Origin of the sequence: Oleiagrimonas soli (assembly GCF_000761445.1) — a bacterium.
Classification (GTDB): domain Bacteria; phylum Pseudomonadota; class Gammaproteobacteria; order Xanthomonadales; family Rhodanobacteraceae; genus Oleiagrimonas; species Oleiagrimonas soli.
In genome coordinates, this window is the sequence record NZ_KN196471.1 from 1 (window position 1) to 15,299 (window position 15,299).

Below are 15,299 nucleotides of genomic sequence, written 5' to 3' on the forward strand. Positions count from 1 at the left end.
TTTCCGTCAACACCCTTTTTCAGGGAAATTTTCGGTCGCGGTGAACGCTCTTGCGAGCGACCGCTGCGATGTGCGGGCCGCGAATCTTACGCCCTCGGGCAGGGGATGGGAAGGGGTTCATGCAAACTTTTTCGCACGGCGGTCGCGCTACACTCGAAGCACGCCTTTCAGATCCGCACGGGAACACGCTTCACATGATTCGACGCTACCTACTACCTGCGCTGCTGGCGCTTCTGGCCGGCGCATGCGTCGCCGCACCGACCCAACCGGCGACGCATACGCTGACGCTGCACGGCCACGTCTTCCACGTGGAACTGGCGACCACCGACGCGCAACGCGACCTCGGCCTGATGCATCGCACGCACATGGCGACCGATCACGGCATGCTGTTCGCGTTCGCTTACAGCGGGGTACAGACCTTCTGGATGAAGAACACGCTGATCCCGCTAGACATGCTGTTTTTCGACAAGGATCGCAAGCTGGTGTCGATGCAGTTGAACGTGCCGCCCTGCACCGCGGACCCGTGTCCGCTGTATCCCAGCGGCAAGCCGGCGATGTACGTGCTCGAACTTGCCGCCGGGACAGCCGCTCAGCTGGACATCCAGACCGGCGACACCTTTTCGCTGGAAGGGCGCATCGGCCCGGTGCATTGAACGCGTGCTTCGTCGGCAGGGCCGCAAGGCAGACCAACCTGGTAGGGCACCAGCGGCCCGGGCATCATCTCGGGATGATCGAGCCAGGCGTCGTCAAAGGGAATGAACTGTTTCATGGGCTGCCTCCGTAAAGCGTTCGGCGGAATTGCAGCTTCATGAAAGCGCGGCGAACGGCCGCGCGGCGGGCCGATTCGGGCAATTGTCTGACCGGATCGGCGCATGCTGAGACGGATCAGTCGATCTCGATCATCTCGAAATCGTCCTTGGTCACGCCGCAGTCGGGACAGGTCCAGGTGTCGGGAATGTCTTCCCAGCGCGTGCCCGGCTCGATGCCCTCCTCGGGCAGGCCCTCGGCCTCGTCGTAGATGAAACCGCACACCACGCACATCCATTTACGGGCAGCTACTGCCTCGGAACCGGTGACACTCATCGCAGGAACCATGACCATGCAAGGAAAGAAGGAACCGCCATTGTCGCAGCTTCGCGCACCGCAGGTACAGCCGATGCCGTCGAGGCGCTGCGCATGAGCACGAAGCGCCTGCCCCACGGCGGCCTCTACGCCATCGCCAACGGAGCGCGCGCGGATCTCGTCGACCGCGCCGTCGCCGCCATGCAGGGCGGCGCACGCATGCTGCAATATCGCGACCTGCACTCGGACGAACGCACGCGCCTCGCCACGGCACGCGCCCTGGTCGCCGCGGCGCAGCCGTTCGGCGTGCCCGTGCTGGTCGATCACGACATCGCGCTGATGCACGCCAGCGGCGCCGCCGGCGTACATCTGGGATCGATGGACGACGATCCCGCCGCCGTGCGCGCCGCGCTCGGCGAACATGCCGTGATCGGCGTGTCCTGCTACGGCGATCTGGAGCGCGCCCGCGAAATGGCGCGCAAGGACGTCGACTATCTGTCCTTCGGCGCGTTTCATCCGTCGCCGAGCAAGCCGCAGGCGCGGCAGGTCCCGATCGACCTGCTGCGCGAGGCCGCGACGCTGGGGCCGGCCGTGGTGGCAATCGGCGGCATCACCCCGGACAATGGCGCTCCACTGATCGCCGCGGGCGCGGATTTCCTGGCCTCGATTTCCGGCGTGTTCGACGCCGACGACACACGCGCCGCCGCGCAGCGCTTCTCCACCCTGTTCGACGCAACACGAGCCGCATCTTCATGACCAGCAACCACGAACTGTTCCAACGCGCGCAACCGCTCATGCCCGGCGGCGTGAATTCGCCCGTGCGCGCCTTCAACTCCGTCGGCGGCGAGCCGTTCTTCACGCAGCGCGCCGAGGGCGCCTACCTGTGGGACGTGGAAGGCAAGCGCTACATCGATTATGTCGGCTCCTGGGGACCGATGATCGCCGGCCACAACCATCCGCATGTACGCGAGGCCGTGGAGCGCGCGGTGCGCGACGGCCTGTCCTTCGGCACGCCGTGCGCAGCGGAAGTGACGATGGCCGAGACGATCCAGGCCATGGTGCCGTCGATGGAAATGCTGCGCATGGTCAATTCGGGCACCGAGGCGACCATGTCGGCCATCCGCCTGGCGCGCGGCGCGACCGGACGCGGCAAGATCGTGAAATTCGAGGGCTGCTATCACGGCCACGGCGACAGCTTCCTGGTCAAGGCCGGCTCCGGCGCGCTGACCTTCGGCGTGCCGACTTCGCCGGGCGTACCCAAGGCCAGCGCCGATCTGACCCTGACCCTGCCCTACAACGACCCCGACGCCGCCAGGGCACTGTTCGCCGAGCAGGGCGCGGACATCGCCGGACTCATCATCGAGCCGGTGGCCGGCAACATGAACTGCGTGCCACCCGAAGCCGGCTACCTGGAAGGCCTGCGCGAGCTGTGCACGCAGCACGGCGCGGTGCTGATCTTCGACGAAGTGATGACCGGCTTCCGCGTCGCCGCCGGCGGTGCCCAGGCGTACTACGGCGTGACGCCGGACCTGAGCACCTTCGGCAAGGTCATCGGCGGCGGCATGCCGGTCGGCGCCTACGGCGGCAAGCGCGAGCTGATGCAGCAGATCGCGCCGACCGGACCGATCTACCAGGCCGGCACGCTGAGCGGCAATCCGGTGGCGATGGCGGCGGGTCTGGCGATGCTGGAACTGGTGCGCGAACCGGGCTTCCACCGCGCACTGGAGGACAAGGGCGCGATGCTGGTGAACGGCATGCAGCAGCTGGCCGACAAACACGGCATCGCGTTCAGCACGCATCTGGTGGGCGGCATGTTCGGCCTGTTCTTCGGTCCCGGCCCCGTGACCCGCTTCGAGCAGGTCACCGCCTGCGACATCGACGCCTTCAAGCGCTTCTTCCACGGCATGCTCGAACGCGGCGTGTACCTGGCGCCGAGCGCGTTCGAGGCCGGTTTCATGTCCTCGGCGCACAGCGACGCCGACATCGAACAGACGCTGGCCGCCGCCGACGAGGCGATGGCGGCACTGCACGCCTGAGGAAACCCGCCTTGTCCCGCCGCGCGCCACGCCAACACTTCGCACCGCACGCCCCGGCCGGCGGCGCGGCATGGCGCGCGCGCTGGTTCCACGTGATCTTCGGCCATCAGGATCGCGCCGGGCGCGGGTTCGACGTGATCCTGATCGTGGCGATCGTGGCCAGCATCCTGGTCACGATGCTGGACTCGGTGCAAAGCCTGCATGCGCGCTACGGCACCGAGTTCTATCTGGCCGAATGGGCCTTCACTCTGGCCTTCACCACGGAATACCTGGTACGACTGTGGGTGGTCGAACGGCCATGGCGCTACGCACGCAGCTTTTTCGGTGTGGTCGATCTGCTGTCGGTGCTGCCGACCTACATCAGCCTCGCGCTGGCTGGCAGCCAGTACCTGCTGGTGATCCGCGCACTGCGCATCCTGCGCATCTTCCGCGTGCTGAAGCTGACCCGCTACGTGGGCGAGGCCGACCTGCTGTGGACGGCGCTGATCCGCAGCCGGCGCAAGGTACTGGTGTTCGTCAGCACCTTCCTGACCCTGGTGCTGATCTTCGGTGCGCTGATGTACCTGATCGAAGGGCCGCGCCACGGCTTCACCTCGATCCCGCAGTCGATGTACTGGGCGGTCATCACCATGACCACGGTCGGTTTCGGCGACATCACCCCGTCGACGCCGCTGGGCCAGTTGCTGACCTCGTTCATCATCCTGATCGGCTACAGCATCATCGTGGTGCCGACCGGCATCTTCACCGCCGAACTGGCGTCCGGTCTGCGCACGGCGCAGGCGCAGCGGCGATGCGATCAGTGCGACCTCAACGGGCATGAAGTCGACGCGCGCTACTGCCGCCGCTGCGGTGCGCTGCTGACCGACAGCGACGCATCCGAAGCGGCTTCCTGAGCAGCGCGAAAAGTTGCTACGTGCCGGTTGTCGCGGCTTCGCCCGTACCTTCGGTCAAGCGTCCGCTGCCGCCAGAAAATCGTCCAGCGCGGCGGAGAGTCGTTGCAGACCCTCGGCCACGTCGGCATCGTCGATGTTGAGCGCGGGCACCAGCCGCAGCACATCGGGACCGGCCTGCAGGATCAGCAGACCATGCCGCGCGGCGTGGTCGAGTATCTCGCCCGCACGCCCCGCGAAGTCTTCCTTCAGCACCGCGCCCAGCATCAGCCCGCGGCCGCGGACTTCGCGGAACAGGCGTTGCCCGCCCATCCGCATCAGCGCCTCGCGCAGCACGGCGGACTGCCGCTCGACGTTGGCGCGCAGGGTGTCCGAATCCAGTTCGCGCAACGCTGCGCAGGCCACGGCCGCCGCCAGCGGATTGCCGCCGAAGGTGGTGCCGTGCGCGCCGAAGCCCATGACCTCGGCAACCTTGGGGCCGGCCAGCATCGCGCCGATCGGCACGCCGCAGCCCAGCGCCTTGGCCAGGGTGACGATGTCCGGCGTCACCCCGTCCTGCGCATGCGCGAACAGCGTGCCGGTGCGGCTCATGCCGCATTGGATCTCGTCCAGCACCAGCAAGGCGTCGTGCGCGTCGCACAGTTCGCGCAGACGCTTCAGGAATCCGGGCGCGGCCGGCACCACGCCGCCCTCGCCCTGTACCGGCTCGACCAGGATGGCGGCGACGTCGCCCGCCTGCATCGCCGTTTCCACCGCCGCCGCATCGTTGAACGGCAGATAGCGGAAGCCGCCCGGCAGCGGTTCGTAACCCGCCTGGTACTTCGGCTGCGCGGTGGCGGTGACGGTCGCCAGCGTGCGTCCGTGAAAAGAACCCTGGAACGTGAGGATCACGCGACGCTCGGGTCCGCGCCCCTGCGCGGCGGCCCACTTGCGCACCAGCTTGATCGCGGCCTCGTTGGCCTCGGCGCCGGAATTGCACAGGAACACGCGCTCGGCGAAGTCCGCCGCCTCGACCAGCGCCTCGGCCAACCGCAGCGGCGGCTCGGTGTAGAACACGTTGCTGACGTGCCACAGCTTCTGCGCCTGCTCGGTCAGCGCCGCGAGCAGCGCCGGATGGCGATGACCCAGCGCGTTGACCGCGATGCCGCCGCCAAAATCGATGTAGTCGCGCCCCTCGACGTCCCACACGCGCGATCCCTCGCCGCGGTCGAGCACCAATTCGCGCGGACGGTAGACCGGCAGGTAGTAACGCTGACCGAGGGCGGTCAGCGTCGCGGTGGACGCGTGTCCTTCTGGGGAGTCGTGCATGGGGACGTTCCGTTACGTGCGGCGCAAACGCTTAAATCAAAACGGCGTGCCTTGATGTATCCGCCTTGAGCGCAAGGCAAGATTACATGCCTCCGATAACCTCAACCAGCTTTCCCTTGGCATCAAAGGCATAAGAAGGTCCTCCGGAGGCGTTCATGTGCTTGCCATGAAAAAGTGCATAGGGAGCCACGGCTACATGCCACTTCCCATCGACGAAAAGAGCGTCGTAGTCGCAACCAGCGGAGACAGGCGGCTTGCACAAAGACGTAGACAAGCGCTTTGCCGCGTTGATGACAATCTGTTTCGCGACACGCTGTCCAGATCGGTTTGGCTTTGGCTGGTGTCGCAGTGGTTCCGACGCACCACCTGTAATGCACGCCAGAGTCATACATAGGACTGCGAAAGCATTGTGCATGTGATCCGTCTGCATGATGCATGTCTGCCGCAGGCGCTACGGTCACCAGCTGCCGGTGTTCTCCATCGACGCCCACGGCTCGGCCGGCGCCAGTGGCTCGCCCTTTTGCAGCAGTTCGATGGAAATCAGGTCCGGCGAACGCACGAAGGCCATGTGGCCGTCGCGCGGCGGGCGGTTGATGACCACGCCCATGTCCTGCAGGTGGGCGCACAGCGCGTAGATGTCGTCGACGGCGAACGCCAGGTGACCGAAGTTGCGCGCCGAGCCGTAGTCCTCGTTCGAGTCCCAGTTGTGGGTCAGCTCGACCTCGACCTCGGACTGCCCGGGCGCGGCCAGATAGACCAGCGTGAATTTGCCCTGCGGATAATCCTTGCGCCGTGTCTCGACCAGACCCAGGCCGTCGCGGAAGAAACGCAGCGAGGCGTCGAGATCGCGCACGCGCACCATGCTGTGCAGGAATTTCATCGGTTGCATCCTCTTCAAAGAAACCGTTTGCGTGAACCCACGCCGCTGTCCGGCAACACGCACGATGCGCGCACCCGCCGCCCGGACTAGACCGTCTGCAGGCGCGCCTCGGCCGCACGGCAGAGCCGCCTGGCTAACCGGCCGACCGACGCGGCTGTGACAGCTGTTGCATCAGCGTAACACCCGCCGCAAGCCGGGCCGCAGCCAACGTTTGCCGTCGATTCATCGCCCGCGGTCGCCGCCACAGGTGTTGCTCGCATGCAACAGGCTTGTTGTCACGGCAGCGTCACGATGGAGCGAAAGCGCGCTGCGCCAAGGGTTGTCGCCGGCTGGCACCGAACTTGCGAGTTGGGGGAGGTCACCAGCACGGAGCGCGACATGCACATTCGACCGCAGCGATTCTTCCCCCATCGCCCGCACTACGCGATGCGCGCATCGATGGCGGCGAGCCTGCTGTTCGCACTCGCATCGCCCATTCATGCCGGCGATGCGCACAAGGCGGTGAAGGCCCAGCACGGCGAGATGGTGCTGCTGCGCGACGTACCGGCGCGTCACGCCACGCGCTCGCAACCGCCCGGCATGGCGCTGATCGTCGACCCGCGTCCGAACCGCGAACTGGCGGGCGCACTGGGCACCGGTGGCGAGCTCGACGACAGCCAGATCGCCTCGCTGAGCGCCAGCCCCGCGGCCGCCGCCGGTCAAACGACCGGCGCCCGCATGACGCAACTGCTGAGCGTGTCCACCCGCAACAGCACGAGTTCCTCGCGGGTCTCGCACGACAACGCACCGCCCGGCACCAACCCGATGAGCACCGTCGGCAGCGCCACGCGCGGCATCGGTTCGCAAGTGCAACACGCGCTGAGCGCCCTGCCGCTGCCCACGCAACCGGGTCAGCGCTGAGGACGATGCCGATGCCTGCCCTCCGCCGCGTTCTCCTGCTGCTCACGCCGCTGACGCTGTTCGCCGCGCTCCCGGCGCACGCCGAGGACGACAGCTACCAGCAGATGCTGCAGTACCTGACGCACACGCGCATGGACGGCCAGACACTGAACAATGCCTCGGGCGTGGTCGGCGTGAACATGGCCTCCGGCGACTTCAACCAGCAGACCAACGTGCGCGCCCTGGCCGTGGGCGATCACGCGGCGATCCAGGTCCGCACGCGCCAGTCGCGCACGACCAACGTCGCCACCGACCCCGACGTCGCCAGCGCCAGCATCGGCGGCCAGGCCATGCAGGGCGCGCAGGGCGTCTTCTCGATCAACCAGGCCAGCGGCAACGGCAACGCGGAACGCAACGTGGTGACCGCGGCGCTGGCCAGACAGGGCATACGCGAAGCCGGCGACACATGGTTTGCCGCCGCTTCCGCGTCCGCAGGGGGAACCGTTTCCCCCGCTCCGTCGGCAGCCGCCGGCAAGGAGCGCGCCGTCGCCGTCGAATCGACTGCCATGCAGGAGGTTCGCGGCGTCGTGCAACTCAATCAGGTCGCCGGATCGGCCAATGCAGCGTCCAACCAGCTGCATCTGTCGATCTCGCAGCCCGTGCAATAGCAACAGCCATTCGCAGAACAACCATGGACCAGAGAGAGGGAAACACCATGAACAAGACCATGAAACGCACCGTGCTCGCCATCGCCGTCACCGCGCTGTTCGGCGGTTCCGCGTATGCGCAGAGCGTCGATCCGCACCAGGGCAACAACGACAGCGTCAGCTTCGAGAAGGACGTGTCGCTGAATTCGGACGTGACCCTGCGCGGCCGCGTGCAGGTGGACGGCATGATCAACGTCGATTCGGCCGCCATCTCCATCGTCAACAACCGTCAGACCAACGGCGCCAACTACGCCGAGAACCAGATGGTCACCAATGACGCGGACGTCGACGGCAACGCCGGTCGCGAGACCTCCGGCAACATCGGCGCCAACGTCGCCGCCGGCGACAACAACCAGCAGGACAACGCTGCCGCGCTGTCCGCGGCCGACGCCAGCTTCACCTTCGGTATGGCCGACTCGGAAGTCTTCGTCGATCAGCAGGGTTCGTTCAACCAGACGCTGAACATGGCCACCACCAACCAGGCCACGATCGGCAACAGCGCCTTCCGCGACGCGTCCGGCAACATCGGCGTCAACGTGACCTCGGGCAACAACAACCAGCAGAAGAATGCGATGGCCGCCTCGGTGGCGACCAGCAGCTTCGCGCAGGCGACGGTGTCCTCCGACCAGGCCTCCGGTCACAACGAGACCATCAACGCGCTGTACGAAGACGTCTACATGACGTCGGTGCAGGTCTCGCTGAGCGGCAGCGGCAGCGGCAGCTACAGCGGCAGCGGCCAGGGCAGCGCCGACCTCGGCCTGAGCGGTGCGGTCGACCAGATCGGCGACGTCTATCCGGACACCTGGACCGGCGACGCGCATCCGGCAGGTTCGCAGACCGGTCACATCGATCTCGACACGGCCACGCAGGGCGGTTCGGACCTGAACGGCGACGGCGGCGCGCTGGCCTTCGGCTTCACGGATGACTCGTCCGCGTCGGGCGGCCTGGGCTTCGAGGAGTCGGGTGACGTGGCGCTGGACAACATCAACCTGTCCGGCACGGTGAACTACCTGCAGATCTCGTATCTGCCGACCACCAACACCGCCTCGCTGGGCGGCAACGCCTTCCGCGGCGCGTCCGGCAACATCGGCATCAACGTCTCGGCCGGCACCGGCAATCAGCAGGCCAACAGCCTGGCGATGGCCGTCGCGCAGCCAAGCACCGGCGGCGGCAACGGCGGCGGTGGCGAATAACGCCTGAAGCTCTCCCATCGCACGCTCGCGTGCGATCCGTTCCCCGGCCGCTCCTCCCGCGGCCGGGGAACACCTTCTCCACCGAGGACAGGATTCCGATCATGCGTCTGCTCTGCGCCCTTCTCGCACTGCTCTGCGCCCTGACCGCGACCGCACCGGCCCGCGGCGGCGACGTCCAATTCGCCGGCGTGCTGCCCAACGGCGCACTGTACGCGCGCAACGTCGAAAGCATGCAGGAAGCGCGCTATCGCTACATCGTGCGCCAGCAGACCGATTACAGCTGCGGCGCGGCGGCGCTGGCCACCATCCTGCGCTACGGCTACGGCATGAACGTCGACGAGCGCCTGGTGATCCAGGGCCTGATGGGCGTGTCCGATCCGGAGCAAGTCGCCAAGCGCGGCTTCTCGCTGCTCGACATCAAGCGCTACGTGCAGGAACTGGGTCTGCGCGGGCGCGGCTACCGCGTGTCGGTCGAACGCCTGCACACGCTGCGCGTGCCAACCATCGTGCTGATGGACGTCAACGGCTTCAGCCATTTCGTGGTGCTCAAGCAGGTGCAAGGAGACACCGTCGAGATCGCCGACCCGATGCTCGGCAACCGCTCGCTGCCGCTCAAGGACTTCCTGCGCGAGTGGCCGTCGCGAGCGCTGTTCGTCGTCATCGGCAGCGGCTTCGATCGCCAGACCGCCCTGCTCAAACCCATGCAAAAACCCAGCGCACGCGCCCTCTACGCGCGGCGCGGCCCCATTTCCGACGCCGAACTGCTGGACTTCGGCTTCACCAACGCCGACCTGTTCTGACGGCCGGCGTGCAGGAGCACACCATGAAGACTTCGCTTTCCCTGATCACCGTCGCTCTCGGTCTCGTCGGCGTCTCGACGCAGGCGCAGGCCATCGAACACGCTGCACCGGCCGGCAATGGCCTCAGCGAGATCGGCGACGAGGAACTCTCGCAGATGCGCGGACGCTGGACACCCGGCGACGGCAGCGCCACCGTGGCCTACTTCGGCGTCACCATGAGCAGCAACTGGACCACCAGCGGCGGTCAGCAGCTGCAGAGCGCGATGACCGTCGGCATGCGCTTCGACGACCAGAACACGCCCACGGTGACCTTCCAGCCGACGGTGACCATCGTCAGCACCCAACCGATACCCGCTGCCGGCAGCGCGGCCGCCAGCGGCGCGACATCGACCCAGCGTTCGGTGGACAGCTCGGGCCTGAACAACGTGTCCGGCCTGGTGCAGGGCGTGCAATTGGCCGGCGACGGCAACCAGGCCGACAACGTCACCGCGATCACGGTGCGCAACGAAAACGACGCGGACGCGCCGGCCCTGGCGCAGCAAACGGGCACCGCCTTCAACGGTCAGCCGCAGCAGCAATCGGTGCAGAACGGCGACGCCTCGGCCAGCGCCAGCATCGACGGCAGCGGCGCGCGCGTGTCGCTGAGCGTTGCCGGCCAGGGTCAGGTGCAGCAGTGGATCCGCAGCGGCAGCCTCGGCCAGGTCATCGCACTGGGCGCCGACAGCCAGCTCGTCAGCAACCGCATGCAGATCAATCTGGTGCAGCGCTCGCTGGCCAGCAATGTCAGCCTCACCCGCGACTTCGCGCAATCGGTCAGTCAGGTACGCGGCATCGGCTTGAGCTACTGAACAGGGGATTTTTCATGCTTCGCGATCGCAACACGGATTGGCTCGGCCGCACGCTGCTGGGCGTCGCAATCTCGCTGGCCCTCGCGGCCGGCGCACAGGCGCAGAACACCGCGCCAGTCAACGGCATGTCGACATCGGAGAAGGACCAGGCCGAAGTGCGCACGCTGCTCGCGCAACTGCAGGCGCTGAAGACCGGCTACGCCGACCAGGTGCGCCGCCTGCGCGATCTGGATGCCCAGGTGCAGGCGCTCGAATCGCGCCTGGCCGGTCGCACGCTGGACAACCGCACGCTGCCGGCGCCGCCCGCGACCAGCCAGCCGCAGGTTGCGCAGAGCGGCGGCGAACCGGGCTCGCAGCCGATCCGCAATGCCCAGGGCAGCACCGGCGAGGACGCGCGGCCGTCGCGCAGCGTGGAAGACGTGCTGCAGCAGGAACACGCGCTGTTCGATCGCAAGTTCACCATCGAGAACGGCCTGACCTACGCCCGCTACGACCGCAAGCAGCTCACCCTCAACGGCTTCCTCGCGTTGGACGCGATCTTCCTCGGCAACATCGCGGTGGAGAACGTCGAGTCCGACACCCTGACCTACAACTTCGCCGCGCGCTACGGCCTCAGCCCGCGCTGGACGTTGAACCTCGACGTGCCCTACCTGGCCCGTCGCACCACATACCAGAAGGGCGGCGCCGGCGGCTCGGCCGCCGCCACGGCAGAGCAGATCGTGTCCGGCAGCCACATCGGCGACAGCACGCTGAGCGTCAACTACCGCATGCTGCCGGAAACCGCGACGCGCCCCGACACCGTACTCACCTTCGGCATCACCGCGCCGACCGGACGCCATCCCTACGGCATCGACTGGCGCGTGCTGGAACGCGACAACGACCAGTTCGTGCGCTTCGCCGTGCCCAGCCAGCAACCCACCGGCAACGGCATGTGGACGGCCAACCTGGGACTGTCGATGGTCAAGACGCTGGACCCGGCGATCCTGTTCGGCAACATCGGCGTCGCCCACAGCATGGCGCGCGACTTCAGCGACCTCGACAACAACCCGGACACCATGAATCCAGGCCGCGTGCAGCTCGGCAACGTCTACAGCTTCGGCGGCGGCGTGGCCTTCGCCTTCAACGAACGCACCAGTCTGAGCCTGTCGTTCAACGACCGCATCAACGCCAAAGCGCGCGTGCAGCCGCGCGGCGGCGAATGGGATTCGGTGATCGGCAGCGACGGCCATGCCGCGACCTTCAACATGGGCGTGACCTATGCGCTGAACCAGCACACCACGCTGGTCAGCCTGCTCGGCATCGGCCTGACCCCGGACGCGCCGGACGTCACGCTGAGCGTGAAGATCCCCTATACCTTCTGAAGTCCCGCACGCCGCTGACGGCGAGGTGCACGCACGCGCTCAATGCGTGGTGGTGTTGAGCCTGACGCTGTACTTCTTGCACAGGCGATACACCGTCACCCGCGAAACCTGCAGCCGCCGCGCGCATTCGCTAACGTTGAAGCGACTGGCGCGCAGACAGGCGATGATGGCTTCGCGCTCGGCATGCGCGCGGGCCAGATCCAGCGTCGGTGCGTGTGCGCCGACCGGCGCGGCCGCCGGCCGCGCCGCCAGATCGAGATCGGCCGCACCGATCAGCGGCGACTCCGCCACCACCGCCGCGCGGCGCACGCGGTTCATCAGTTCGCGCACGTTACCGGGCCACGCGAACGTGCACAGCGCGGTCTCGGCCTCCGGACCGAAGTCGCGCACGTGCGTGCCGGCCGCATGCTCGCGGCGGAAAGCGTCGAGGAAATGCCGCGCCAGACGCAGGATGTCCGCGCCGCGATCGCGCAGCGGCGGCACCGGCAGACGCAGCACGTTGAGCCGGTAGTACAGATCCTCGCGGAAACGGCCATCGGCGACCGCTTTCTCCAGATCCACGTGGGTCGCCGCGATCACGCGCACATCCAGGCGGATCGACACGCAGCTGCCGACGCGCTCGATGGTGCCTTCCTGCAGGAAGCGCAGCAGGTTGGTCTGCGCATCGAGCGGCAGGTCGCCGATCTCGTCGAGGAACACCACGCCGCCGTCGGCGGCCTCGATGCGGCCGATCTTGCGCGAACCGGCGCCGGTGAACGCGCCGCGCTCGTGACCGAACAGTTCCGACTGCACCAGATTGGCCGGCAAGGCGCCGCAGTTGATCGCCACGAACGGTCCATCGCGACGGACCGAGCGACGATGCAGCGCGCGCGCGGCGACTTCCTTGCCGGTGCCGGTCTCGCCGGTGATCAGCACAGGCACGTCGACCGGCGCGAACTTGGTGATGCGCGCCGCCAGCTTGCGCATCGGCGGACTGCAGCCGTACATGCCCTCGAACACGCAGTCGTTTTCGACCGTGCGATCGGCGGCGTTCAACCGCGCCATGCCCCAGGCGTGACCCAACGCGTCGAACAGACGATCCGCGTGCACCGGCGCCGTGACATAGTCGAAGCAAGCGGCGCGCACCAGCGTCGCCACGCGTCGATCCGCCAACGCCTGCGAACACACCAGCGCCACCCAGCGCTTCTCCGGATGCGCCGCCAACAGAGCCTCCAGACGCGTCAGGCGCCGATCGTCCCGTTCGCGCAGATCGATGACGCCGACCGTCGCCGCGCTGCGCGCCAGCAGGGCCTCGACGTCGCCTTGCAGCGGCAAGTCCAGCACGTCCCATCCCGCCTGGTCCAGCGCCGCGTCTTGTTCTGTTTCGATCTGGCCAAGCCAGACCACCTTGCGCCTGAATCGCGCCGGTTCAGTCATGGAATCCGTCCCCATCGATGGATGCGTGAAGCGCTGCAAGCCAAGTGCAGCGTGACGTCCCATCAGCTTCGCGCAGCCGCGCGCGGGCGGCCATTCCACGACCGTCGTATGCCTTTCAGTGGAACGCGCCGAATCAGCCCAGGAACAGGTCCGGCAGCAGCGGCTGACCGGGTTCGACGGCATAGCCGCTGAAATCGCTCACGCCCGCTTCGCGCAGCACGTCCTCGTCGATGGAGAATCGGCCGTTGCAGTCCCGCGCCGGCTTGCACAGCAGCGCATGCGCGGCATCGGCGACGATCTCCGGCGTGCGGCAAAAGCGCGGCTGCACCGTATCGCCGAGCATCGCCAGCGCCGCGGTCGCGATCACCGTGCGCGGCCACAGCGCGTGCACGCCGATGCCCTGGGAGCCGAGTTCGGCGGCCAGACCGAGCGTGACGAAGCTCATGCCCATCTTGGCCAGCGTGTAGCCGGTGTGCGGTCCCCACCACTTCGGATCCAGATTCGGCGGCGGCGCCAGGCTCAGGATGTGCGGATTGGCGGCCTTGCGCAGATACGGCAGCGCCGCCTGCGCGCACACGAAGCTGCCGCGCGCGTTGACCTGCTGCATCAGGTCGAAGCGCTTCATCGGCGTCTTCTCGATGCCGGCCAGCCAGATCGCGCTGGCGTTGTTGACCAGAATGTCGATGCCGCCGAAGCGCTCCGCCGCCTGCGCCATCGCTGCGGCGACCGCCTGCTCGTCGCGGATGTCGAGCTTGATCGGCAGCGCCGCGCCGCCCGCGGCTTCGACGGCCTCGGCCGCCGAGTGGATGGTGCCGGGCAGCTTGGGGTTGGGCACGCCGCTCTTGGCCGCGATCACCACGTTGGCGCCGTCGCGCGCGGCGCGCAGACCGATCGCCAGACCGATGCCGCGCGAGGCGCCGGTGATGAACAGGGTTTTCCCGGAAAGTCCGCTCATGCGCATGTCCTGCTGCGTGCCGAAAGCCGTCAGTGTACGCCCGCCATCGCGCTACTCGCGTTGGAAGCGCGGCAGCACGTCGCGCAGTTCGGCCAGACGCGCGACCGGATCGCGCAGTTCCAGCAGCATCTGCCGCTCGGCCACGTCCAGCGGCAGCAGTTCGGCCAGACGGTATCCGACCCACGACGCCTCGTCGTAGCTGGACTTCGGCGCGTCGCGCCAATGCGGCGCGGCCTGCTCGATCAGTCGCTGCAGCACCTCGCCCAGCAGCACGAATTCGGCGGGCAGCTCCTGTTCGGCCTCGGCTTCCCAGCAACGCACGTCACCGCGCAGTTGGCCGTTGTCGCGCATGTGCACGCGCTCGACGCGGAAGCGCTCTTGTCCCTGCGCGCGGATGCCGAGAATGCCGCCGGCATCGGTGAAGAAATCGGTGATCCGCGCCAGCGTGCCGACTGCGGCGGGAACCGCCGGCGCGCCGACTTCCTGGCCTTCCAGAATCAGGCACACGCCGAACGGTGCGTCGCTGCGCGTGCATTCGCGCACCATGTCCAGATAGCGCAGCTCGAACACGCGCAGGCGCAGCTGGCCGCCGGGGAACAGTACCGTGGACAGTGGAAACAGCGGCAGATCGGTGAGGGTCGAGACGGTCGAAGCCATGCCCCGAGTGTATCGACCGTCGCGCGTAACGTCAGGGATACGCTGAACACGCCTACGCAGAGGTCTCCGTTCTGCCTGCGCGCAGACGCGGTGCGGCGGCGCGGCGCGGCGGCGCGGCGCGGCGGTGAAGGCGGGACGGCCAGTGGCGGCGGCGCGGCGGGCGGAAGATCGCCCCGGGCGCTTGGCAACAACAGATCGGGAGGGATGTCCAGAAGACCGCGTCGGCCCTCATGCGCGACTTGTCCTGGCAATCAGCCTGCGTGGCACCACGTGCACCATCCGCCGAGCCTTCCGGACCTCATGCCGC

At 67.5% G+C, this 15,299-nt stretch carries 16 protein-coding genes; 10 read left to right on the forward strand and 6 right to left on the reverse strand.

Translation table 11 applies throughout. The features are described 5' to 3' along the window. The first annotated feature begins 194 nt into the window (after nucleotides 1-194). The gene (locus tag LF63_RS13765) at nucleotides 195-653 is read left to right on the forward strand and encodes a DUF192 domain-containing protein (protein ID WP_184655089.1); all 459 of its coding nucleotides are present in this window, start codon (nucleotides 195-197) and stop codon (nucleotides 651-653) included. Nucleotides 654-885: 232 nt separating this feature from the next. Here LF63_RS13765 and LF63_RS13770 read toward each other — a convergent pair whose 3' ends face one another. Then, entirely contained in the window at nucleotides 886-1,083 is a 198-nt protein-coding gene (locus LF63_RS13770; RefSeq protein ID WP_081945301.1) for a rubredoxin, read from the reverse strand. 93 nt (nucleotides 1,084-1,176) lie between these two features. Between LF63_RS13770 and LF63_RS13775 the strand changes: the two genes are divergently transcribed. From LF63_RS13775 to LF63_RS13785, 3 genes are read left to right on the forward strand one after another with little or no spacing between them, the layout of a single operon-like run. Continuing rightward, nucleotides 1,177-1,818: a thiamine phosphate synthase gene (locus LF63_RS13775; protein ID WP_043104069.1), complete on the forward strand. Its 642-nt coding sequence runs from the start codon at nucleotides 1,177-1,179 to the stop codon at nucleotides 1,816-1,818. Continuing rightward, a complete protein-coding gene (gene hemL / locus LF63_RS13780) occupies nucleotides 1,815-3,098 on the forward strand; it encodes a glutamate-1-semialdehyde 2,1-aminomutase (protein WP_043104071.1) in 1,284 nt (427 codons plus the stop codon). The genes LF63_RS13775 and hemL overlap by 4 nt, the downstream gene beginning before the upstream one ends. A gap of 11 nt (nucleotides 3,099-3,109) precedes the next feature. After that, nucleotides 3,110-3,991, forward strand: a complete 882-nt coding sequence (locus LF63_RS13785) for an ion transporter (RefSeq protein WP_043104073.1) — start codon at nucleotides 3,110-3,112, stop codon at nucleotides 3,989-3,991. A gap of 54 nt (nucleotides 3,992-4,045) precedes the next feature. Here LF63_RS13785 and LF63_RS13790 read toward each other — a convergent pair whose 3' ends face one another. Beyond that, on the reverse strand, nucleotides 4,046-5,296 hold the full coding sequence (locus LF63_RS13790; RefSeq protein ID WP_043104074.1) for an acetylornithine/succinylornithine family transaminase: 1,251 nt from the start codon (nucleotides 5,294-5,296) through the stop codon (nucleotides 4,046-4,048). Between the two features lie 457 nt (nucleotides 5,297-5,753). After that, nucleotides 5,754-6,176, reverse strand: a complete 423-nt coding sequence (locus LF63_RS13795) for a VOC family protein (RefSeq protein ID WP_043104076.1) — start codon at nucleotides 6,174-6,176, stop codon at nucleotides 5,754-5,756. A gap of 378 nt (nucleotides 6,177-6,554) precedes the next feature. On the opposite strand from LF63_RS13795, the gene LF63_RS13800 reads away from it, so the two are divergent. From LF63_RS13800 to LF63_RS13825, 6 genes are all read left to right on the forward strand, one after another. Further along, nucleotides 6,555-7,076 carry a hypothetical protein gene (locus LF63_RS13800; protein ID WP_152569380.1) on the forward strand — a complete coding sequence of 174 codons (522 nt, stop codon included), beginning with the start codon at nucleotides 6,555-6,557 and terminating at the stop codon, nucleotides 7,074-7,076. An 11-nt stretch (nucleotides 7,077-7,087) separates the two neighbouring features. Continuing rightward, entirely contained in the window at nucleotides 7,088-7,723 is a 636-nt protein-coding gene (locus LF63_RS13805) for a hypothetical protein (RefSeq protein ID WP_043104078.1), read from the forward strand. Between the two features lie 47 nt (nucleotides 7,724-7,770). After that, nucleotides 7,771-8,955 carry a hypothetical protein gene (locus LF63_RS13810; RefSeq protein ID WP_052395273.1) on the forward strand — a complete coding sequence of 395 codons (1,185 nt, stop codon included), beginning with the start codon at nucleotides 7,771-7,773 and terminating at the stop codon, nucleotides 8,953-8,955. A gap of 101 nt (nucleotides 8,956-9,056) precedes the next feature. Next, nucleotides 9,057-9,755 (forward strand): C39 family peptidase, encoded by a 699-nt coding sequence (locus tag LF63_RS13815; protein WP_043104079.1) that lies wholly within the window; start codon nucleotides 9,057-9,059, stop codon nucleotides 9,753-9,755. 23 nt (nucleotides 9,756-9,778) lie between these two features. Further along, the gene (locus LF63_RS13820; RefSeq protein WP_043104081.1) at nucleotides 9,779-10,603 is read left to right on the forward strand and encodes a hypothetical protein; all 825 of its coding nucleotides are present in this window, start codon (nucleotides 9,779-9,781) and stop codon (nucleotides 10,601-10,603) included. A gap of 14 nt (nucleotides 10,604-10,617) precedes the next feature. Next, a complete protein-coding gene (locus LF63_RS13825) occupies nucleotides 10,618-11,964 on the forward strand; it encodes a hypothetical protein (RefSeq protein ID WP_052395277.1) in 1,347 nt (448 codons plus the stop codon). 39 nt (nucleotides 11,965-12,003) lie between these two features. On the opposite strand, the gene LF63_RS13830 is transcribed toward LF63_RS13825, so the two are convergent. The 3 genes from LF63_RS13830 to LF63_RS13840 form a co-directional block, all read right to left on the reverse strand. After that, nucleotides 12,004-13,380, reverse strand: a complete 1,377-nt coding sequence (locus LF63_RS13830) for a sigma-54 dependent transcriptional regulator (RefSeq protein WP_043104479.1) — start codon at nucleotides 13,378-13,380, stop codon at nucleotides 12,004-12,006. Between the two features lie 133 nt (nucleotides 13,381-13,513). Then, on the reverse strand, nucleotides 13,514-14,335 hold the full coding sequence (locus LF63_RS13835) for an SDR family oxidoreductase (protein WP_043104482.1): 822 nt from the start codon (nucleotides 14,333-14,335) through the stop codon (nucleotides 13,514-13,516). Between the two features lie 51 nt (nucleotides 14,336-14,386). After that, complete coding sequence (locus LF63_RS13840) at nucleotides 14,387-14,992, reverse strand: LON peptidase substrate-binding domain-containing protein (protein ID WP_043104082.1); 606 nt, start codon at nucleotides 14,990-14,992, stop codon at nucleotides 14,387-14,389. Nucleotides 14,993-15,299: the final 307 nt, after the last annotated feature.